We start from the raw sequence: 21,351 nt of genomic DNA, 5'->3' as shown, positions 1-21,351 counted from the left end.
CCGCTCAGGCCCACCGCGCGGGCCGGCAGCGGCCGGTCCGCCGGAACCGGCAGGCCGCCGGCCGCCGCCGGGAGCCCCGCCGCTGGGGCCGACCGCGCCGTGCTCCCCCTTGGGGCGGGGACGCCTACGGACGCCACTGCGGGTCCCGTCCGCTCAGGCCCACCGCCCGGACCAGCAGGGGAGCCTCCGGTGGGACCGGGACGACCGGGCCGAAGAGGCCGTTGCCGCGGTTCGGGGCGTCGACCGCGGCGAGGAGGAAGCCGTGGGCGGAGTCGAGTGCGGCGGGGTCGGGGGCGTAGGGCTGCCCGGTCGCGCGGGCCAGGTCCCAGCCGTGGATCACCAGTTCGTCGGCGACGACCGCGCCCGCCACCGCGCCGGGCAGCTCGATCCCGCCCGCACGGGTCATGCCGGTCCAGGCGGACGGGTCGCGCCAGGCGTCGGCGAGTTCGTCCAGCGTCTTGGGCAGCTCCTCGCGCCAGCCGGGTCCGACGTCCGGGACGGCGGCGTTCGGGTTGGTGTCGGTCGTCGCGCCGAGGTCCTTGCGGGCGGCGTCACGAAAGGCGACGGACAGCCCCAGCAGGTGGCCCAGCAGGTTCCGCACCGCCAGGCCCGGGCACGGTGTGGGGGCCGCCAGCCGGTCGTCGGTCACGGTCTCGGCGAGCCGCGCCACCATCCGGGTCTGGGGGCCGAGATCGAGGATCGTGCCGGTCATGGCCTGCTCCTTGGTGGTTGCGCTACCTGTACGGAGGGCTGACCGGTCGGCTCCCGGAAACTCATCGGTGCGGTGCGCCCGCGCCACCGCGCACACGCTGATCTTCACGCCGAACGTGGTGGGCAGGCCGTCGGGGCGGCCCTGATCGAACCGGCCGGCCCGGGTCCGCTGTTGCGCCTGTACGGCCTGGCGCTGTTCCTGACGGCCGGCACGCTCGCGGCTCAGCGTGCGGCGAGCGCCTCGCGCACCGCCGTGAGGTCCCCGTCGGACGCCAACCCGGCGTGATACAGGCGCAGTTCCGTCGCGCCCTGGGCACGCGCGCGTGCCGCGTCGGCCGCGAGCGTGCCGGGGCTGCCGCCCATGCCGGAGACCACCGTGAGGTTGGCGGCCAGCACCGTGTGCTCGCGCGCCTGCTCGGCGAAGGGCGCCAGCAGGGCCGTACCGCCCGTGCAGGGCACCACCACGCCGTCCGCGACGCAGAGGATGTGGGCCGGGTCGACGCCCACGTTGGCGCCGCAGTGGTACGGCACCGGGTCAGCGTGCAGCAGGATCCGGAAGCCGTCGGGTGCGGCGGCGCGCACGGCGGTGACGGCCTCCTCCTGGAGGGTGCGGGCGGTGGTGTCGCGCCACGCGCGCGTGGCGGCCGCCCTGTCCTCGCCGAGGAGCTTCTCGACCGTCGGCCAGCCCCCGTCGGCGGCCGCGCCGCGCCACAGCGGCTCGAGGGCGTCCCGTACGGCGGCCGCCACCCCCTCGGCGTCGACTCCCTGTTCGCCGTACCCGGCGCGGCAGACCGGGCAGAAGCAGAGCGACATCAGGTACTGCCCGGCGTCCCCGAGGCCGACCCCGGAGGTCTTGTCGTGGGCGTGCAGGTGCTGCAGGCCGTACCAGCCCAGGGACTCCAGTTCGGTGCCCCGCGCGCCCGGTCGCACGGCGGCCTCGGCGGCCAGGTCGACCAGGTACGCGCGCGTGGCGGGCTGGGCGATGCAGGGGGCCCACGGGTAGTGGTCACCGTAGGCGTTGACGACCGAGGTGTCCGGATTTTCGGCGCCCATGCGGGAGTTGTGCGCGAGGACGGCCCAGGTGTGCACCTCGAGACCGGCGGCGGTGAGCGCCTCGGCGGCCTCTTCCCAGGCGTTCCCGGGGGCCCAGCGCCCGGCCGGGCACGGTCGCAGGCCGCGGCCCGCCCAGCGGTTGCCGACGGGGTACAGGACGGCCGCGTACTCGGCGGTGACGATGCGGTGGCGCGGGTGGCGGGGGGTCAGGGCGCGGGTGGAGTGGTAGGCGGACGCGAGGGTCACCTGCTCGACGCCGAGTGCGGCGATGCGGGCGGGGGCCTCCGGGTCCCCGTTGACGTCCCAGGGGTAGACGAACGCCGATGCCTTCACGCGTCCTCCTCCAGCAGCGCGTATCCACGCTCGATCAGCTGGGCGAGCTGTTTGACATGCTCCTCGGCCGGCTCGTGCAGCGGGGGCCGGACCTCGCCCACGTCGAGGCCGCGCAGCCGTACGCCCGCCTTGACGAGCGAGACGGCGTAACCGCGGCCCTGGGCGCGCAGCTCCACGAACGGGCGGTAGAAGCCGTCCAGGAGGCGGCGCACGGTGTCCTGGTCGTCCGTCTCCAGGGCCCGGTGGAAGGCGAGGGCGATCTCGGGGGCGAAGCAGAAGACGGCCGAGGAGTACAGGGGGATGCCGAGGGCGCGGTAGGCGAGCTGGGTCTGCTCGGCGGTGGGCAGGCCGTTGAAGTACAGGAAGTCGCCGGGGACCTCGGTGCGGACGGCGCTGACGATCCGCTGCAGGAGGTCCAGGTCGCCCAGGCCGTCCTTGAGGCCGATGACGCCGTCGGTGCGGGCGAGTTCGACCACGGTTCGCGGGGTGAGGACGGCGTTGTCCCGCTGGTAGACGATCACCGGCAGGGCGGTGGCCGCGGCGATCTCCCGGTAGTGCCGCAGCAGCCCCTCCTGGGCGGCGAGCACGAGGTACGGCGGCATGGCGAGGAGCCCGTCCGCGCCCGCGCCCTCGGCGAGACGCGCGTAGCGGACGGCGAGCGCGGTGCCGTAGCCGACGCCCGCGATCACCGGGACGCGCCCCCGAGCTCCCGGCTCCGCCCGACCGGGTGGGACCCCCGTCCCGGCCGCTCCCGTCCCGGCCGCCTCCACTGCCGCCCGGACGCAGTCCTCGAACTCCTCCGGCAGCAGCGCGTGGAACTCCCCGGTGCCGCAGCAGGTGAACACGGCGGCGGCACCGGCCGCGACGCCCCGGCGCACATGGGTGCGGTAGGCGTCGAGGTCCACGGAGCCGTCCGGGCCGTAGGCCGTGACGGGGAAGAACAGCGGCCCGCTCGGGTCGCGGAGCCGGGCGGCGAGAGGGGCTGGCGTCACGGGCGCTCCCTGTCGGTGCATGCCATCGGTGCATGTGGCTGATCAGAGTCCATATTTCTGAACGGCTTCACGCTACGGGGCCTTCTCAAGGGCGGTCAAGCGGCCAAACCCCCGACACAGCAGCGGATTTCCGCACTCCACGGCACACTTGACCCGGCACCGCGGCCCTCTCTAGCGTGTCCATGCATGTGAATTGCGTCCACGGATACGCCCGCCGGTCAGGACATCGCCAAGAACAGCAAGGAGACCGAGGATGCCCGCTCCCCGCACCGTTCTGCTCACCGGCGCCGCCGGCGGGCTCGGCACCCTGATGCGGTCCCTGCTGCCGGAGTACGGCTACACGCTGCGCCTGTTCGACGTGCGCCCCCTCCAGGACGCGCCGGACGCGATCACCGCGGACCTCACCGACAAGGAGGCGCTGCGCGAGGCGGTGCGGAACGTGGACGCGATCCTGCACCTCGCGGGCATCTCCCTGGAGGCGCCCTTCGAGAAGATCGTGAAATCGAACATCGAGGGCACCTACAACCTGTACGAGGCCGCCCGCCTGGAAGGCGTGCCGCGGATCGTCTTCGCCTCCTCCAACCACGCCGTCGGCTTCACCCCGGCCCCGCGCGCGGACGACCCGCTGATCCCGGTCGACACCCCGCGCCGCCCGGACACCTTCTACGGGCTGTCGAAGTCCTTCGGCGAGGACCTGGCACAGCTCTACTGGGACAAGCACGGTCTGGAGACCGTCTCCGTGCGCATCGGCTCCTGCTTCCCGGAGCCGACCGGCGTGCGCATGCTCTCGGTGTGGATGAGCCCGGCCGACGGCGCCCGTCTCTTCCACGCGGCCCTGACCGCCGAGGGGGTCGGCCACACGGTCGTCTACGGCTCCTCTGCCAACACCCGCCTGTGGTGGGACCTCACGACCGCGCGGGCACTCGGCTACGAGCCCCAGGACGACTCCGAGCCGTACGCCGAGAAGCTGACCGCCGACCAGGGCGAGCTGGACCCGGAGAACCCGGCCCACACCCATCTGGGCGGCCACTTCGTGAACGATCCGCCGATCTGGCCGTACTGAGCCTCCCCGGGCGGCGGAAAACGATCGCTCACGGCGGCGGGCGGGCACCGAACGGGCCCGCCCGCCGCCGTGTTCGGGCATCCGGCCCGCCCGCTCCCACGCCCGCCCGCACAGCCGCGCAGGTCCGAGGCGGGCACACCGCACCGTGAACGGGCACACACGGGCGCTATCGGGCCCGCAACAGGCCTGGTCAGCGCCGCACACCCGCTGTAGAACTTCCCCCATGGCCCGAACGGGCAGCTCCGGAGGAAAGCGGGTGACGACATGAGCACGAGGACGGCGGAAGAACGCCAGCGCGAGATCGTGCGGGCGGCGCGCGCCACCGGCTCGGTCGACGTCACCGTGCTCGCCGCCGAGCTGGGCGTGGCCAAGGAGACCATCCGGCGCGATCTGCGCGCGCTGGAGGACCACGGTCTGGTCCGTCGTACGCACGGTGGCGCCTACCCGGTGGAGAGCGCCGGCTTCGAGACGACGCTCGCCTTCCGCGCCACCAGCCACGTCCCCGAGAAGCGCAGGATCGCGGCCGCCGCGGCCGAGCTGCTCGGGGACGCGGAGACGGTCTTCGTGGACGAGGGCTTCACCCCGCAGCTCATCGCCGAGGCCCTGCCCACCGACCGGCCGCTGACCGTGGTCACCGCGTCCCTGCCGGTCGCGGGCGCTCTCGCCGAGACCGAGCACATCTCGGTCCTGCTCCTCGGCGGGCGGGTCCGCGCCGGCACGCTGGCCACCGTCGACCACTGGACGACCAGGATGCTGGCCGGCTTCGTGGTCGACCTCGCCTACATCGGCGCCAACGGCATCTCCCGCGAACACGGCCTGACCACCCCCGACCCCGCGGTCAGCGAGGTCAAGGCCCAGGCCATCAGGGCGGCCCGGCGCACCGTCTTCGCGGGCGTGCACACCAAGTTCGGGGCGGCCAGCTTCTGCCGGTTCGCCGAGGTCGGCGCGCTGGAGGCGATCGTGACGAGCACCCTGCTTCCGGCGGCCGAGGCCCACCGCTACTCCCTGCTGGGCCCGCAGGTCATCCGGGTCTGAAAAACAAACCGCCCACCTCCAGGGCTGTTCGCATCAATCCCTGCCCCTTATATCCCGATACATCCAGGAGCGATCCATGCGCACCCCGAGCCGACGGAGGCCCCGAGCCACGCTCGCCATGGCCGCCGCAGGGACGCTGCTCGCCCCGCTGCTCTCCGGCTGCTGGGCCGGTGCGGGCGGGACCGGTTCCGGCGGCGACTCCATCAACGTGCTGATGGTCAACAACCCCCAGATGACCGAGCTGCAGAAGCTGACCGCCGCGCACTTCACGAAGGAGACCGGCATCAAGGTCAACTTCACGGTCCTGCCCGAGAACGACGTCCGCGACAAGATCAGCCAGGACTTCGCCAACCAGGCCGGCCAGTACGACGTGGCCACCCTGTCCAACTACGAGATACCGATCTACGCCCGCAACGGCTGGCTGCACGACATGGACGCGTACGTCACGAAGGACCGGGCGTACGACGAACAGGACGTGCTGAAGCCCATGCGCCAGTCCCTGACCGGCGACGACGGCAAGCTCTACGGGCAGCCCTTCTACGGCGAGTCGTCCTTCCTGATGTACCGCAAGGACGTGTTCGCGGCGAAGGGTCTGACCATGCCGGCCCGTCCGACCTGGCAGCAGGTCGCGGACCTCGCCGCCCAGGCGGACGGCGCACGGCCCGGCATGAAGGGCATCTGCCTGCGCGGGCTGCCCGGCTGGGGTGAGCTGATGGCGCCGCTCACCACCGTCGTGAACACCTTCGGCGGCACCTGGTTCGACAAGGACTGGAAGGCCCGCCTGGACTCGCCCGAGTTCGGGAAGGCGACAAAGTTCTATGTCGATCTCGTCCGCCGGCACGGTGAGTCCGGCGCGGCCCAGTCCGGCTTCGCCGAGTGCCTCAACGACATGACCCAGGGCAAGGTCGCCATGTGGTACGACGCCACGTCCGCGGCCGGTCTGCTGGAGGCGGACAAGTCGCCGGTCAAGGGCAGACTCGGTTACACCCCCGCCCCGGTGGAGAAGACCAGCTCCTCCGGCTGGCTCTACACCTGGGCCTGGGGCATCCAGAAGGCCTCCCGCAACCCCGACAAGGCCTGGAAGTTCGTCTCCTGGGCGTCGGGCAAGGGATACGAGCAGCTGGTCGGCGAGACCAGCGGCTGGCCGAACGTCCCGGCCGGCAAGCGGGCGTCGACCTACACGAACGCCGATTACCGCAGGTCGGCCGCCGCCTTCCAGGAGATGACCAAGGAGGCGATCGAGAGCGCCCGCCCGAACGACCCCGGCGTGCAACCGCGCCCCGCTCCCGGCATCCAGTTCGTCGACATCCCCGAGTTCACCGACCTCGGCACCAAGGTCTCCCAGGAGATCAGCGCGGCCATCGCCGGACGCCAGTCCGTCGAGTCGGCCCTGAAGGGGTCCCAGCAGCTCGCCGAGAAGATCGCCAAGGAGTACGAGGGACGATGACAGCGACGACGGCTCCCCTCGCGACCACCCCCGTACGTGCGGTGAAGCAGCCCCCGGCCCGGCTGCGCGCCTGGGCCACCCGGGCCCCCCTCCTGCCGGCCCTAGTCTTCATGATCGTGGTGACCCAGCTGCCGTTCGTGGCCACGCTGGTGATCTCCTTCTTCGACTGGAACGCCCTCTACCCCAAGGCCCGCCGTTTCACCGGCCTGGACAACTACCGCCAGGTGCTGACCGACGCCGGCCTGCGCCACTCGGTGTGGACGACCGTGCTGCTCACGGTGGCGGTGGTGCTGGCCAGCCTGGTCCTCGGCCTGGCACTCGCCCTGCTGCTGGACCGCAGGTTCCGCGGCCGGGGTGTCGTCCGCACCCTGCTGATCACACCCTTCCTGGTGGTGCCCGTGGCCGCGGCCCTGCTCTGGAAGCATGTGCTCTACAACCCCGAATACGGCCTGCTCAATGGGTTGTTGCACTATGTGGGCGGCCCACAGCCGGACTGGATCTCGAACACCCCGCTGCTCGCGGTCGAGGCCTCACTGGTGTGGCAGTGGACACCGTTCATGATGCTGATCCTGCTGGCCGGACTGCAGAGCCGGGACCAGCAGCAGATCGAGGCCGCACGCGTCGACGGCGCCGGCGACTGGCAGATCTTCCGCCACCTCACCCTGCCCCATCTGCGTCGTTACCTCGAACTCGGCGCCCTGCTGGGCTCGATCTACATCGTGCAGAACTTCGACGCGGTGTTCACGATCACCTCCGGCGGCCTCGGCACCGCCAACCTGCCCTACACCGTCTACCAGAGCTTCTACCAGGCCCACGAGAACGGCCTCGCCTCGGCCGCGGGCGTCCTGGTGGTCATCGGCTCGATCGTCATCGCGACCTTCGCCCTGCGCGTGGTGTCGTCCCTGTTCCGCGAGGAGGTGTCCCGCGCATGAGCGCAACCGACGTCCAGCGCAAGGTACGCAGGGGACACGGCCTGGGCCTGGTGGCCTGGCTGGCCGGCGTCGTCTTCTTCCTGCCCGTCGCGTGGATGGCCCTGACGTCCTTCCACTCCGAGTCGGACGCGGCGACCAACCCACCGTCCTTCACCGCCTCCCTCACCCTGGACGGCTACCGCGAGTTCTTCGGCACCGGCGGCGGGGCGAGCCCGTGGCCCGCGCTGATCAACTCCACGGTGGCGTCCGTCGTATCGACGGTGTGCGTGCTGCTGCTCGCCCTCCCGGCGGCTTACGCGCTGTCGATCCGGCCGGTGCGGAAGTGGACGAACGTCCTGTTCTTCTTCCTGTCCACGAAGATGCTGCCCGCCGTTGCGGGCCTGCTCCCGATCTACCTGTTCGCCAAGAACACCGGGATGCTCGACGACATCTGGCTGCTGGTCATCCTCTACACGTCCATGAACCTGCCGATCGCGGTCTGGATGATGCAGTCCTTCCTGGCCGAGGTGCCGGTGGCCGTCATCGAGGCGGCGAGGGTGGACGGCGCCCGTCTGCCGGTGATCCTCGCGCGCGTGGTGGCACCCATCGCCCTGCCCGGCATCGCCGCGACGGCCCTGATCTGCTTCATCTTCAGCTGGAACGAACTGCTCTTCGCCCGAGTCCTGACGGGCGTGGTCGCCGAGACCGCCCCCGTCTTCCTGACCGGCTTCATCACCAGCCAGGGCCTGTTCCTGGCCAAGGTGTGCGCCGCGTCGCTCGTCGTCTCCCTGCCGGTGCTCGCCGCGGGGTTCGCCGCCCAGGACAAGCTGGTCCAGGGCCTGTCGTTGGGAGCCGTGAAATGAAGGCCGCCGTCATCGAGTCCGTGGGCCGCGCCGTCGTCACCGAGGTCCCGGACCCGACGCCAGCGCCCCGTGAGGTCGTCGTCGAGGTCGCCGCCTGCGGCCTGTGCGGCACGGACCTGCACATCCTCCAGGGCGAGTTCGCGCCCAAGCTGCCGATCGTGCCCGGCCACGAGTTCGCGGGCGAGGTGGTCGGGGTCGGCACCCAGGTCACGGAGGTCGCGGTCGGCGACCGGGTGGCCGTGGACCCCTCCCTGTACTGCTACGAGTGCCGTTACTGCCGCACCGGCCACAACAACCTGTGCGAGCGCTGGGCCGCGATCGGCGTGACCACGGCGGGCGGTGCGGCCCGGTACGCGGTGGCGCCCGTGGCGAACTGCGTGAAGCTGCCCGAACACGTGCGCACCGAGGACGCGGCCCTGGTGGAACCCCTGTCCTGCGCGGTGCGCGGCTACGACGTCCTGCGGTCCCGCCTCGGCGCGCACGTCCTGATCTACGGCTCCGGGACCATGGGCCTGATGATGCTGGAGCTGGCCAAGCGCACCGGTGCGGCGAGCGTGGACGTGGTGGACGTCAACGCGGCCCGCCTGGAGACCGCCCGCGGGCTCGGCGTCTCGGGCGCGGCGGGCAGCGCGGACGAACTGGACCGGCCCCAGGGCTGGGACGTGGTCGTCGACGCGACGGGCAACGCGGCGGCGATCCAGGACGGCCTGGACCGGGTGGCGAAGGCGGGCACGTTCCTGCAGTTCGGCGTCGCCGACTACGCGACCCGCGTGACGATCGACCCGTACCGGATCTACAACCAGGAGATCACCATCACCGGCTCCATGGCGGTGCTGCACAGCTTCGAACGGGCGGCCGAGCTGTTCGCGAACGGGGTACTGGACCCGGAGGTGTTCATCAGCGACCGGATACCGCTGGAGCGATATCCCGAGGCATTGGAGCAGTTCGCGGCAGGAGTGGGGCGCAAGATCGTCGTAGTGCCCTGAGCCGATCGGGGGGCGGCAATGGGCCGTCGGGGCGTCGGTAAGGGAACGGTAAAGCGGTGTCGTTCGTTCACCCGGCATGACAGCTATGACCCCTGGCTCGAACATCCCTCTGTCGGCCGCCCGCGTGACGGTGGACGTCGCCGCGCCGGTGCGGCTCGACGTGTCGGGCCTGCTGCTCACCGCCGACGGCAAGGTGCGCTCCGACGACGACTTCATCTTCTACAACCAGCCCGCCGGGCCGGGCGTGACGTACACGTCCGGCGGCGGCGCGGCGCCCGACGCGATCACGGTCGACACCGCCGCAGTGCCGCCGGACATCGAGAAGATCGTGGTCACGGCCAGCCCGGACGCCGCCGGCCAGACCTTCCAGGGCATCGAGCCGACGGCCACGATCCGGGATGCGGACGGCGGCTCCGCCCTGGCCACGTTCACGCCGCCGCAACTCGGCACCGAGACGGCACTGGTGGTCGTGGAGATCTACCGCAGGGGCGGCGCCTGGAAGGCCCGCGCAGTCGGCCAGGGGTACGCCAACGGGCTGGCCGGCATCGCGACGGACTTCGGCGTGACGGTGGAAGAGCCCGCCGCCGCCCCCACCGCCACGCCGCAGCGGCCGGCCGCTCCGCCGGCGCCCGCCGCACAGGCACCGGTCACACCGCCGGCCCCGGTCACACCGCCCGCCCCGGCCGCTCCGCCCGCCCCGGCGCCCGGCGCCGGAAAGATCAATCTGGACAAGGGCCGGGTCAGCCTCCAGAAGAACCAGACCGTGTCCCTGGTCAAGGGCGGCCGCCCGCTGCTCTCCCTGGTGCAGATGGGCCTGGGCTGGGAGCCCGCGTTCCGCGGCAAGGACATCGACCTGGACGCCTCGGTCATCGCCTACGGCCCGCAGCGCAACCCCATCGACAGCTGCTACTTCGGCAAGCTGACGATCCTGAACGGCGCGATCAAGCACTCCGGTGACAACCTCACCGGCGAGGGCGGGGGCGACGACGAGGTGATCACGGTCGACCTCGGCCGGCTCCCCCAGGAGGTCACCGGTCTGGTCTTCACGGTCAACTCCTTCTCCGGCCAGAAGTTCACCGAGGTCGCCAAGGCGTATTGCCGCCTGGTGGACGCGGCCACGGGAGAGGAGTTGGTCCGCTTCGACCTCACCCACGCCGAGCCGCAGACGGGCGTGATGATGGCCAAGCTCGTCCGGCAGTTCTCCGGCGAGTGGGACATGACGGCGCTGGGCGAGTTCGTGAAGGCGCGGACGGTGCGGAACATGGTCGATCCCGGGGCACGGGCGCTGTAAGCGGTCGCAAGGCAGCCGGCGGCGCCCCCCTCAGTGCGGGGGCGCGCCCGGTTTCTCAGGCGTCCGCGCCCGGCCGCAGCCCCTCCGTCAGCAGGGACAGGTAGCGGCGGATCTGCTTCCCCTGCCCGTTCGCCAGCTCCGACGCCGACGCCACGCCATGTGCCAGGCGCAGCACCTCGATCGGCTCGATGTCCTTGCGCAGGCTGCCCTCCCGCTGCGCTGCCTCCACCAGCCGTCGCGCCGCGTCCTTCAGACAGGTGCCGCAGGCCGCGACCGTGACGGAGTTGCCGTCGGTGACGGCTGAACCCAGCAGCGCCTTCATGCCGCGCACCTGGATCGTCCCGACACACACCTCGTTGAGCCACTCCACCAGCGCCTCCCCCGGCGGAAGTTGGGCGGCGAAGTCGTCGGCCCGGGCCGCCATGGCCTGGAGCCGGTCCACGTACGCGGCCTCCAGCAGATCCTGCCGGGTCGGGAAGTGCCGGTAGAGCGTGCCGGAGCCGACGCCGGCGCGCTTGGCGATGTCGTCGAGCGACGCGTTCTCCCCGCGCTCGGCGAAGGCCTCGGCCGCCACCTGCAGCAACCGCTCGTAGTTGCGCCGAGCGTCCGCGCGCATGGGCCTGACCTGCGGCATCCGGGTACTCCTCGCGAACCGGGGATCTTCTCCGCATTTTATCGAGGGTCTTGAACGGAGCGCCCCCCGTCTCCCGGTCAGTGCCGCTCCGGTGGCTGGTAACCGCCGTTGGCCGGGTCCGGTCCGGGGTGGCGGCGTACCGCGCCGGTGCCCAGGCCGATCGTGGCGCGCGTCCGCATGGGGCCGTCACCGCGGCGGGAAAGCAGTGCGATCTCGGCCACGCGCGCATGCAGCACGCCGAGCCGGGCAGCGCATTCGGCCGCAAGGACACGCGGGACGCGGGTGCGCCCGAGCGAGAGGTGCGGGATGAAATGCGGGAAGCGGTCCGTGCAGTTCGGGAAGGGCTCCGCCAGCGCGCGCCGGAGCTCCGTCCAGGGCGCGGCGCCGGCCGCCGCGGGGTCGAGCCACACGGTGGCGTAGGACCGGTGGCGGAAGGCGCGGACCCCGGCGAGCCGGATGTCGAAGGGCTCGCACTCCGCGGCCGCCGCGGCCAGCAGCGGGAGCGCCGCCGGGAAGTCCTCCTCCGGTACGAAGCCGAAGAGCAGGTTCACGTGGGGCGGCCAGCGGCGGATCTGCGGGTCGTGCTCGACACGGATGCCCTGGATGGCGGGCCAGAGTCCGGCCGGGGGCAGCCACGCCACGGCGGTCCGGGGCGTGGGGGGCGACGCGAGGCGGCCGGGGGCGGCAGCCGGACCGGAAACCTTCGAGGGACCGGAGGCCTCCCACGGACCGGAAGCCCCAAGCGAACCGGAAGCCTCGGAGGGACCGGAAGCCTCGGGTGAACCGAAGGCCCCGGAGAGACCGGAAGCCTCGGGCGAACCGAACGCCCCGGAGAGACCGGAAGCCTCGGGCGAACCGAACGCCCCGGAGAGACCGGAAGCCTCGGGCGAACCGAACGCCCCGGAGAGACCTGAAGCCTCGGGCGAACCGAACGCCCCGGAGGGACCGGAAGCCTCGGGCGAACCGAAGGCCCCGGAGAGACCTGAAGCCGCAAGCGAACCGGGAGCCGCAGCCGTACCGGGCACCTCGGACGGCCCCGAGGCCTCGGACGGGCGTGGGCCCTTGGACGAGCCGGGTGTCGGGGGGCGGGACGCACCGCCATCATGGCCCCGGCCGCCGTCGGCCGCCGCCCCTGGAGGCAGCGGCCGGGTGTCGACTCGCCGGACGGGCAGCTTCACCTGCGTGAGGCGGGGCAGGCCAGGCCGGGCGAGATGGCAGCGCCCGGGCGCCCCGTCGACGTGGCCCCGTCTGTCGGCGCAGACGCCGTCTGCCGCTGCAGACAAGGGTGTGGCCCGCACCCCCCGTAGAAGTGCGGGCCACGCTCAGGGCCGGCCGTGGTTCAGGCCTGCCACGGCCAGTCGGCGTTCCTCGCCCGCTCGAGCAGCGGCACCATTCGGAAAGCCGAGTCCGACAGACCTCCGAAGGTGTGCCTGTTTCCCGTGCCCGACGGGCCGTGGGCCGCCCGGTAACCCTCCAGGTTCCAGGTGTAGACCGGGATGTGGGCCGGGATCTGCGAGGTCGGGTCGCCCTGCTGGTGCGGGGCGTACTGCTCGTCGGTGACGATCAGCACCCGGTCGTGCTTCTTGTAGTGCCGGCGCACCGCCTCGGTGGTGTCGGTGCCGCCCAGGTCACCGAAGCGCTCCAGGATCTTCAGCACCGACTCGCCCTTGCGGAACCCCACCTTGGCGCTGGTCGAGCCGAACTCGACCAGGTCGGCGTCCGCCGCCCGCAGCGCGATCGCGGTGCCGAAGATCGCCGCCGCGTCGGCCCGGGTGAGCTGCGAGCGCTCGGACGCCGGCGACCAGAACATCGAGCCCGAGCGGTCGACCAGCACCAACGTCCGGCCCGGCAGCGCGGGCACGTTGGCCAGCGAGTGGCCGAGCGCCTGCTCCAGCGGGTAGGACCAGCGCAGCGAGGGCGCGTGCCGGTGGGCGGCCAGGTAGCGGAAGGGGAACTGCCGCGAGCGGGCCACCTGCTCCGGGTCGCTGATCTTCGCCGCGACCCGGGCGGCGACCTCGTCCGAGACACCCGCCTCGTCGAAGTTCCGCAGGTTGCGGACCAGCGCCATCGCGCCCATGGACGGGATCACGGCCTCCCAGGCCGCCTTGTCCATCGGGCCCTGCAGCCAGCCGGCCAGCGCCTCCCAGGTGAGGCCGGCCGCGGCCAGCCGCTCGACGCCGTCGGGCGCGGTGACGACCGCCCGGCGCCGCTCGACGGGCAGCGCCATCAGCTCGCGGTGCGCGGTGAGCACCGGGAGGGACTCGGGCGGCACGGCGGTGTCCGGGTTGTGCCGCCGGTCGAGGGCGTACCGGAACAGCTCGCCCTGCCACGGCTTGTCCGGGTCCGGCGCCGCGTGCACCAGGTTGAGGATGTCGCCGAAGCGGTAGCCCTTGGACGCGGTGTCGTACTTGAGCAGCGACCGGACGTGGTACAGCCGTCGTACGGCGTCGGCGACACCGCGCTTGACGGGCTTGGGGATGGCGCGGCCGTAGGTCGACGTCCAGTAGGCGAGCAGCTCGCCGGGCTCGTCCGGGCGCTGCAGTACCGAGTCCACGACCTGCCGGTTCGACAGGCCCTCGGTCGCGCCCGCCGTCAGCCGGGCGTGCACGTACTCGGCGGCGCCCACGATCGAGGCCGTCCGCATGTTGCCCTCGCCGCGCAGCCAGCCGAGCAGACCGGCCGTCCAGTCCGGGTCGCTGACGGCGAGGTCGCGGACCAGGCGGACGAACCGGTTGTCGCGGTCCGTGGCACTCTCGTAAAAGGTGTCCTGCGAGACGAAGTTGGAGACGGCGAGCAGGAACAGCTCCGAGCGCGGATCGCGCTCCTGGCCCCGGCCTCCTTCATACGTCCGCAGGATGCGGCCCGTCGACGTCACTGCCGACTTCAGCTGCGCCTTGGCGGCACGCGTGTTGAATCGCGCCATGGTGAATTCCCCCGAATTCGTTTGCTTTTCCGAGGGAGGCGCAGCAAAAGGAAGGTGTCCGAGGTCATGGGTCGGCGACGGAACGTAACCCGGCGCGTCTTCCCTTTCCGCCACATCGACCGCGAGTCGATGACGGGATTCGAACCCGCAACATACCGTGTCCCGAAGTATCCGCTGCCTGCGCACCGGACACCCACCATGTGCTGCGCCTCCCGAGATCAAGTCGGCGGCGGTTCCGGATTCTCTTTGCAAAAGAAGTAACCGCAGCCTGCGCACCGGGAGGTGCATGAAGTTTTCGGTGTCCAGAGATCGAGGTCGGCGGAACCGACGGTTGGTGCTCTCACCCCTGAGCTACACCGGCCCGTCGAGCCGGTGGCGGGACTCGAACCCGCGGCCTCCCCATTAACAGTGGAAGTAGGTCCTGCCTGTCGCACCTGGACGTGGATCACTCTAGAAGGGGAGCCGCGGGACGAGCGAGTGAATTAATTACCGGGCGGACGTCAGGCGCACTTCTGGCGCTTCCAGGGCCCGGTGACGGCCAGCATGATGCCCGGTTCCTGGATGTTGGCGAACAGGGTGCGGCCGTCGGGCGAGAAGGTGACGCCGGTGAACTCGCTGTACTCGGGCTCCTCCTCGGTGCCGATGTTCAGCTCGTTGCGGGCGATCGGGTAGGTACGGCCGCTTTCGGTGGCGCCGAACAGGTGCTGCACACCCTCGCCGTCCTCGGCGATGACCAGACCGCCGTACGGGGAGACGGTGATGTTGTCCGGGCCGTCGAAGGCGCCGTCCTCGGCCGGGTCGGGGTTCACGCCGAGCAGGACCTTCAGGGTCAGCGTGCGGCGCTTGGGGTCGTAGAACCAGACCTGGCCGTCGTGCTGGACGGGGCTCTCCTCACGGGCGTAGGAGGAGACGATGTAGGTGCCGCCGTCGCCCCACCACATGCCCTCGAGCTTGCGGGCGCGGGTGATCCGGCCGTCGGTGAACTGCTTGCGGACGGACGTCGTCTTCGCGTCGCGGTCGGGGACGTCGACCCAGTCGACGCCGTACACGGTGCCGATCCTGGTGGCCCGGGACAGGTCGTCCACGAACTTGCCGCCGGAGTCGAAGCACTTGAAGGCCTGCAGGACGCCCGCGTCGTCGGCGAGGGTGCGCAGCTTGCCGCGGCCGTGACGGAAGCCCTCCGGCGGGGTCCAGCGGTAGAGCAGGCCGTTGGGGCCGGCCGCGTCCTCCGTCAGGTACAGGTGACCGCGCTTGGGGTCGACCACGACGGCCTCGTGGGCGTAGCGGCCGAGCGCCTTGACCGGCTTCGGGTCGCGGTTGGCCCGGCGGTCCTCGGGGTCGACCTCGAAGACGTAGCCGTGGTCCTTGGTCATGCCGTTCTGGCCGGCCTTGTCCTCGGTCTCCTCGCAGGTCAGCCAGGTGCCCCACGGGGTGTTGCCGCCCGCGCAGTTGGTGGAGGTGCCGGCGATGCCGACCCACTCGGCGACATGGTCGCGGCGTACCTCGACGACCGTGCAGCCACCGGAGGCGGCGGGGTCGTACACGAGGCCCTCGATGAGCGGCACCGGGTACGTCCAGTGGGCGCGCGGGCCCTTCAGCTCGTGGTTGTTGACGAGGAGGGTGGCGCCGCGGGGACCGTCGAAGGTGGAGGTGCCGTCGTGGTTGGACGGGGTGAACTCGCCCGACTCCAGCTTGGTCCTGCCGCTGTAGGTGATGATCCGGTAGGAGAAGCCCTCGGGCAGTGCGAGGATGCCGTCCGGGTCGGGGATCAGCGGACCGTAGCCGACGCCGTGGTGCCCGTGCGCCGACGCGCCCTCCGCGCTGTCGGTGTCCGCGACGGCGAGCGCGTTGGGGGCCGTGGCGAGGGCGTCGACGCTGCCCGCCAGCGCGACGCCGGCACCGGTGATCGCGGATTTTCTGGCGAAGTCCCTGCGGGTGAGCGACATGGTGTCTCCTGTGACGGTGGGCGTGCCGTGGAGGGTGGCGGGCCTCGGTTCGGCGCACACGCTCCCGCCCAGTTCTGAACGGGAGTTGAACACCGGGGTACTTCGCAGGCCCCTGTTCCATGAATCCGTATGCACTGCCCCATGGCCAACAAAAACACCGGCCATGTTCGTCTCCCGCAGTCGCTCAGCCGCCCTGCTGCGACCGCGCCTTGAAAGCGGCCTTCCTCGCTTCCTTGGCCACCTTCTTGTCCGGGTGCAGCCGTCCCATCGCCTCCAGGACGTCCGCGGTCGCCGGGTGGTCCACCCGCCAGGCCGCGGCGAAGAAGGCACTGTGCTGCTCGGCCAGGCCCTCCACCAGCGCCTGGAGTTCCTCGGAGTTCCCCTCGGCCGCGAGCTGCGCGGCCACCGTGTCCACGGTCAGCCAGAAGACCAGCTCCTGGGACGGGGCCGGCACGTCGGGGGCGCCCCGCTCGCTCAGCCACACCCGGGCCAGTCCGCCGAGTTCCGGATCGTCCAGCACCTCCCGCAAGGCCGGCTCCGCCTCCACCCCGACCAGCGACAGCGCCTGCTGGCAGCGCAGTCTGCGCAGCGGGGCGGCGGCGTCCGCGCCCCGTGCCGCCGCGAGCAACTCCCGTGCCGCGGCGAGCGGTTCACGGCATGCCAGCCACTGCTCGGTCTCGGCCCGCGCGGCGGACTGCCCGAAGCGGGCGGTGCCGTCGAGCAGCGCGTCCGCGCCCTTGTCGGCGAGTTCTCCGACGGCGGGCGCCTGCAGCCCGGCCTCCAACAGGCGCGCCCGCAGCCCGTAGACGCCGAGCGGGGTCAGCCGGACCAGGCCGTAGCGGGAGACGTCGGTGTCGTCCACCGGGGCGGCGGGCTCCTCGTCGGCGTCGGTCATGAGTGCCTCGTCCACCGGCTGGTACTCCACGAGACCGACCGGCTCCAGCATCCGGAACTGGTCGTCGAGTCGCATCATCGCGTCGGAGACCTGTTCCAGGACGTCGTTGGTGGGCTCGCCCATGTCACTGGGGACGATCATCGAGGCGGCGAGGGCGGGCAGCGGTACCGGCCCCTGACCGGGGCCTTCCTCACTGACCGTCAGCAGGTAGAGGTTGCCGAGGACACCGTCGAGGAACTCCGCCTCGGCCTCCGGGTCCCAGTCGAGTGACGAGAAATCGACCTCGCCGCCCTCGTCCATCGCGTCGACGAGACCGTCCAGGTCGGGCACGCTCGCGTCAGCGACGACGGTCTCCAGAGCGCTGAGCCACACGGTGAGCACATCGTGCGGGGAGCCGCCGGTGAGCAGCGCGAGCTCGTCCCCGGCCGCCACCGTCCCGGTCTCCTCGTCGGTGATCGCCACCAGCCCGGCGTCCACGGCCACCCGCCACGCCTCGCCGGCGTCGGCCACGGCGTCCTCCCCGCTCAGCCCGAGCGCCTCGGCGGCGGCCGGAAGCTGATCCTCGACCAGGCTGCCACCGGCGTCCACGCGGGTCCCGGGCCCGGCCCAGCGGGCGAGGCGGGCAGCGCGGGAGAGCAACGGCGTGGACAGGGCGGCGCGTGCCAGCTCCGCTTCGGGGTGCAGCCGTACGGGCGGCAGGGGGGAGCTGTCTGACATCGGCTGGTTCTCCTCAGGCCATGAACGTACTCAGCCGCTCAGCCTAGACGGATTTCCACCCATGCCGCCCGGTTCATCTCCCGGCCGGCGGCCGTACATGGCCGAAACCTTGACAACTCCCGGGAGCAGGCAGGAGATTGACGCGCGTAGAAGTTGGGGGGACAACTGTTCACTCGGCTCTATGCGTGTCACACAGGGCTACGAACCAGGCACGCTCCCGTTCCACCCTCGTCCCGGCGCTCACGTACGTCCCCGGAGGGATCCCTTGCCGAGCAGGTCTTCCGCGCGCCTCGCCGCGCTCACCGTCGCCGCCGTCTGTTCCGCCGCGTCCGCCGCCCAGATGGTTGTCGTCCCCACGCCCGCGCACGCCGACTCGGTGCGCATCCACGACATCCAGGGCACCACCCGAATATCGCCGCTGGCGGCCCAGCAGGTCGCGGACGTGCCCGGCGTCGTCACGGCCACGCGCACCTACGGTTCGTCCAAGGGCTTCTGGATCCAGGATCCGACCCCGGACGACGACCCGGCCACCAGCGAAGGCGTGTTCGTCTTCACCAGCTCCACGCCGAAGGTCGCGGTCGGTGACTCGGTCAAGGTCACCGGCACGGTCTCCGAGTACGTTCCGGGCGGTGCCTCCTCCGGCAACCAGTCGGTGACGGAGGTCACCAAGCCGACGATCACCACGGTCTCCACCGGCAACGAGGTCCCGGCGCCGGCCGTGATCGACGAGGACGCGGTGCCGGACGAGTACGCCCCCACCGGCGACACGGCCGCGGCCGGCTCCGTCAACGGCCTGACTCTGGACCCGTCGGCGTACGCCCTGGACTACTACGAGTCCCTTGAGGGCATGAACGTCCAGGTCGCCGACACCCGTGTGGTCACCGCCACCGACCCGTACAGCGAGCTGTGGGTCACGGTGAAGCCGTGGGAGCACCGCAACCGCCGTGGCGGCACGGTCTACGGCTCCTACGACTCCCAGAACACCGGCCGGCTGCAGATCCAGTCGCTGGGTCCGACCGCCGACTTCCCGAAAGCGAACGTCGGCGACACCCTGGAGGGCACCACCACGGGCCCGCTGGACTTCAACCAGTTCGGCGGCTACACGCTGGTCGCGAGCAAGCTCGGCACGCTGCAGAGCGGCGGCCTGGAGCGGGAGACCACGCAGAAGCAGTCGCGCGGCGAGCTGGCGGTGGCGACCTACAACGTCGAGAACCTCGACCCGTCGGACGCCACCTTCGACCAGCACGCCGCCGCGATCGTGAACAACCTGCAGTCGCCGGACATCGTGTCCCTGGAGGAGATCCAGGACAACAACGGCGCCAAGGACGACGGCACGGTCGACGCAAGCGAGACCGTCAAGAAGCTGATCGACGCGATCGTCGCGGCGGGCGGCCCGCAGTACGACTGGCGCTCGATCAACCCGGTCAACGACCAGGACGGCGGCGAGCCCGGCGGCAACATCCGCCAGGTGTTCCTGTTCAACCCGGAGCGGGTGTCCTTCGTGGACCGCGCGGGCGGTGACTCCACCACCGCCGTCGGCGTCACCAAGGTGCACGGCAAGGCGCAGCTGACGGCGTCCCCGGGCCGCATCGACCCGACGAACGCCGCCTGGAAGAGCAGCCGCAAGCCACTGGCCGGCGAGTTCGTCTTCCGCGGCAAGACCGTGTTCGTGATCGCCAACCACCTCAACTCCAAGGGTGGCGACCAGGGTCTGACCGCCCAGTACCAGCCGCCGGTGCGCAGCTCGGAGATCCAGCGCCATGCACAGGCGACCGAGGTGAACGCGTTCGTCAAGAACATCCTGGACGTCCAGAAGAACGCGAACGTCATCGCGCTCGGCGACATGAACGACTTCGAGTTCTCCGAGACGGCGAAGATTCTCGAGGGTGACGGGGAGCTGTGGTCGGCGATCAAGTCGCTGCCCAGGAGCGAGCGTTACACCTACGACTACCAGGGCAACGAGCAGGTCCTGGACCAGATCCTGATCAGTTCCGCGATCCGGCGCGGCTGCGACTTCGCGTACGACAGCGTGCACATCAACTCGGAGTTCAACGACCAGATCAGCGACCACGACCCGCAGATACTTCGGTTCCGCCCGTAGCCCGGCTGCTCAGGACTGGCTGAACACGCCGTTCAGCCAGTCCTGCCAGGCGGTCTCGTTCGCCCGGGCGTCGGCGTCCGGCGCGAAGTCGTGGACGCTGATGCCGAGCGGCGCGCCCCAGTGGCCGCGTCCGAAGAAGCGGATGAGGGCGCTGTCGGTGCGCAGCCCGATGAAGTACGGATTGCGGTAGTCGAGTACGGCGTCCAGGGTCCGCCCGCCGGGCCCGCGGGCGCTGACCTTCGTGCCCGCGGCCGTGTCGTCCGCGAGGCCGAGCGCACGGCCGACGGCGGCGAGCGCCCGCGGCGTCCGCGCGGCCTCGGGCCCGTTCAGCTGGGCGAAGGTGACCGGGCGGGGCGCGAAGTGCGTGAGGTACTCGCGCAGGGTGTGCAGGTAGAAGTTGGTGTGCTTGCTCGCGCCGTCGTACTGGTTGTTCCAGTCGTCGGTGAAGATGCCGCTGTGGACGTAGCGCACCCAGGCGCGGCGGCCCTCGTCGCGGGGCTCGATGGTGTAGTCCAGCTGGTTGCGGGACTGGGTCGGGAAGCCGACGTCCTCGCTGAGGCTGGTGTAGCGGTGCGGTGGGTCCCAGGCGGTGACGGTGGACCCGAAGGGCCCCTGGCCGCCCTCGCGGGGCTCGGGCGGGTCCATCGGCCACAGGTAGCCACCGGTGCCGGTGGTGACGGCCTCCCAGACCTTCTCCGGCGGGACGTCGACCTCGAACTCGCGGACGATCTCGAATTCCTCGGACATGACGGGCTCCTGCTCAGCTTTCGATGGGGGGCTGGTCCTTGACGGTGGGATGCAGTGCGACGACGATCCGGTGGTCGCGGCCGCCCTCGGCGTCGGGGGCGTCGTACTTGCGGATCAGCGCGCTCACGCCCGCCGTCAGCTCCTGGACGAAGGCCGCGCGGTCGGCGGCGGAGGCGAAGCGGACCTCGCCGTCCAGGGCGTAGGTCGCCAGCCGCTTGCGGGCCTTGGTGGCACCGGTGATCAGTGCGCCGACGTCGCGCACCAGGCGGGCGCCGAGCGCGAGCAGCCAGCGCGCGGAGAGCTGGTCCCGGAAGCGGTCCGGGTCCGGCTGCACCGCGGGCAGGGCGGCCGGCGAGATGACGTACGACGCGGCGGTCGCGCGCATCAGGCGCTCGGTGACATTGCCCTTGCGGCGCTCCCCGGCCAGCTCGACCAGGCCGTGCCGCTCCAGCGCCTTGAGGTGGTAGTTCACCTTCTGCCGGGGCAGCCCGACCCGGCCGGCCAGCATCGCGGCCGACGCGGGCTCGGCGGCCAGCTCGGCGAGCAGCCTGGCCCGTATCGGGTCGAGCGATACGGCCGCCGCCTCGGGGTCCTCGATCACGGTCACGTCCAGCATGCGTCCACCCTCCCACCGAAAACTTTTCTTGTCCAGACGGACAGAATCTTCGGTGGGAGGGTGGGTTGGAGTCCGCGAGGTGCGAGG

Annotated in this window: 18 protein-coding genes; 8 read left to right on the top strand and 10 right to left on the bottom strand. The window is 71.5% G+C overall.

What is annotated here, in order from left to right:
- Nucleotides 1-124: 124 nt before the first annotated feature.
- The 3 genes from ACFZDC_RS27160 to ACFZDC_RS27150 all read right to left on the bottom strand — a co-directional run bounded on the left by ACFZDC_RS27160 (nt 125) and on the right by ACFZDC_RS27150 (nt 3,089).
- The gene (locus tag ACFZDC_RS27160; RefSeq protein WP_391327937.1) at nt 125-712 is read right to left on the bottom strand and encodes a TIGR03086 family metal-binding protein; all 588 of its coding nucleotides are present in this window, start codon (nt 710-712) and stop codon (nt 125-127) included.
- 221 nt (nt 713-933) lie between these two features.
- The gene (locus tag ACFZDC_RS27155; protein ID WP_391327935.1) at nt 934-2,097 is read right to left on the bottom strand and encodes a hypothetical protein; all 1,164 of its coding nucleotides are present in this window, start codon (nt 2,095-2,097) and stop codon (nt 934-936) included.
- Entirely contained in the window at nt 2,094-3,089 is a 996-nt protein-coding gene (locus ACFZDC_RS27150) for a 5-dehydro-4-deoxyglucarate dehydratase (RefSeq protein ID WP_391327933.1), read from the bottom strand. The genes ACFZDC_RS27155 and ACFZDC_RS27150 overlap by 4 nt, the downstream gene beginning before the upstream one ends.
- Before the next feature lie 253 nt (nt 3,090-3,342).
- Here ACFZDC_RS27150 and ACFZDC_RS27145 point away from each other — a divergent pair, with 253 nt between their 5' ends.
- The 7 genes from ACFZDC_RS27145 to ACFZDC_RS27115 all read left to right on the top strand — a co-directional run bounded on the left by ACFZDC_RS27145 (nt 3,343) and on the right by ACFZDC_RS27115 (nt 10,685).
- A complete protein-coding gene (locus ACFZDC_RS27145; RefSeq protein WP_391327931.1) occupies nt 3,343-4,152 on the top strand; it encodes an NAD-dependent epimerase/dehydratase family protein in 810 nt (269 codons plus the stop codon).
- A 264-nt stretch (nt 4,153-4,416) separates the two neighbouring features.
- The gene (locus ACFZDC_RS27140; RefSeq protein ID WP_391327929.1) at nt 4,417-5,187 is read left to right on the top strand and encodes a DeoR family transcriptional regulator; all 771 of its coding nucleotides are present in this window, start codon (nt 4,417-4,419) and stop codon (nt 5,185-5,187) included.
- Nucleotides 5,188-5,263: 76 nt separating this feature from the next.
- The gene (locus ACFZDC_RS27135; protein ID WP_391327927.1) at nt 5,264-6,634 is read left to right on the top strand and encodes an extracellular solute-binding protein; all 1,371 of its coding nucleotides are present in this window, start codon (nt 5,264-5,266) and stop codon (nt 6,632-6,634) included.
- Nucleotides 6,631-7,566 (top strand): ABC transporter permease subunit, encoded by a 936-nt coding sequence (locus tag ACFZDC_RS27130; protein WP_391327925.1) that lies wholly within the window; start codon nt 6,631-6,633, stop codon nt 7,564-7,566. The genes ACFZDC_RS27135 and ACFZDC_RS27130 overlap by 4 nt, the downstream gene beginning before the upstream one ends.
- On the top strand, nt 7,563-8,408 hold the full coding sequence (locus ACFZDC_RS27125) for an ABC transporter permease subunit (protein WP_391327924.1): 846 nt from the start codon (nt 7,563-7,565) through the stop codon (nt 8,406-8,408). The genes ACFZDC_RS27130 and ACFZDC_RS27125 overlap by 4 nt, the downstream gene beginning before the upstream one ends.
- Nucleotides 8,405-9,394, top strand: coding sequence for an alcohol dehydrogenase catalytic domain-containing protein (locus tag ACFZDC_RS27120; RefSeq protein ID WP_391327922.1), 990 nt, complete (start codon nt 8,405-8,407; stop codon nt 9,392-9,394). Before ACFZDC_RS27125 ends, ACFZDC_RS27120 begins: the two co-directional genes overlap by 4 nt.
- Nucleotides 9,395-9,479: 85 nt before the next feature.
- The gene (locus ACFZDC_RS27115; protein WP_391327920.1) at nt 9,480-10,685 is read left to right on the top strand and encodes a TerD family protein; all 1,206 of its coding nucleotides are present in this window, start codon (nt 9,480-9,482) and stop codon (nt 10,683-10,685) included.
- A gap of 55 nt (nt 10,686-10,740) precedes the next feature.
- Here the strand turns inward: ACFZDC_RS27115 and ACFZDC_RS27110 are convergent, their stop codons facing one another.
- The 5 genes from ACFZDC_RS27110 to ACFZDC_RS27090 all read right to left on the bottom strand — a co-directional run bounded on the left by ACFZDC_RS27110 (nt 10,741) and on the right by ACFZDC_RS27090 (nt 17,800).
- Nucleotides 10,741-11,319, bottom strand: coding sequence for a TetR family transcriptional regulator (locus tag ACFZDC_RS27110; RefSeq protein ID WP_391327919.1), 579 nt, complete (start codon nt 11,317-11,319; stop codon nt 10,741-10,743).
- A 77-nt stretch (nt 11,320-11,396) separates the two neighbouring features.
- A complete protein-coding gene (locus ACFZDC_RS27105; RefSeq protein ID WP_391327917.1) occupies nt 11,397-11,960 on the bottom strand; it encodes a 2'-5' RNA ligase family protein in 564 nt (187 codons plus the stop codon).
- A gap of 698 nt (nt 11,961-12,658) precedes the next feature.
- Nucleotides 12,659-14,242, bottom strand: coding sequence for a TROVE domain-containing protein (locus ACFZDC_RS27100; protein ID WP_391327916.1), 1,584 nt, complete (start codon nt 14,240-14,242; stop codon nt 12,659-12,661).
- Between the two features lie 500 nt (nt 14,243-14,742).
- Nucleotides 14,743-16,188: an alkaline phosphatase PhoX gene (locus tag ACFZDC_RS27095; RefSeq protein ID WP_391327914.1), complete on the bottom strand. Its 1,446-nt coding sequence runs from the start codon at nt 16,186-16,188 to the stop codon at nt 14,743-14,745.
- 184 nt (nt 16,189-16,372) lie between these two features.
- Nucleotides 16,373-17,800: a hypothetical protein gene (locus tag ACFZDC_RS27090; protein ID WP_391327912.1), complete on the bottom strand. Its 1,428-nt coding sequence runs from the start codon at nt 17,798-17,800 to the stop codon at nt 16,373-16,375.
- A 265-nt stretch (nt 17,801-18,065) separates the two neighbouring features.
- Between ACFZDC_RS27090 and ACFZDC_RS27085 the strand changes: the two genes are divergently transcribed.
- On the top strand, nt 18,066-19,901 hold the full coding sequence (locus ACFZDC_RS27085) for an endonuclease/exonuclease/phosphatase family protein (RefSeq protein ID WP_391327910.1): 1,836 nt from the start codon (nt 18,066-18,068) through the stop codon (nt 19,899-19,901).
- Nucleotides 19,902-19,910: 9 nt separating this feature from the next.
- Here ACFZDC_RS27085 and ACFZDC_RS27080 read toward each other — a convergent pair whose 3' ends face one another.
- A complete protein-coding gene (locus ACFZDC_RS27080) occupies nt 19,911-20,648 on the bottom strand; it encodes an SRPBCC domain-containing protein (RefSeq protein ID WP_391327909.1) in 738 nt (245 codons plus the stop codon).
- A 13-nt stretch (nt 20,649-20,661) separates the two neighbouring features.
- Complete coding sequence (locus tag ACFZDC_RS27075) at nt 20,662-21,264, bottom strand: helix-turn-helix domain-containing protein (RefSeq protein WP_391327907.1); 603 nt, start codon at nt 21,262-21,264, stop codon at nt 20,662-20,664.
- Nucleotides 21,265-21,351 lie beyond the last annotated feature (87 nt).

The organism is Streptomyces sp. NPDC007905, assembly GCF_042959345.1.
GTDB lineage: Bacteria > Actinomycetota > Actinomycetes > Streptomycetales > Streptomycetaceae > Streptomyces.
The sequence above is the reverse complement of the archived record's forward strand: the minus strand, read 5'-3'. Positions and strand labels throughout refer to the sequence as shown.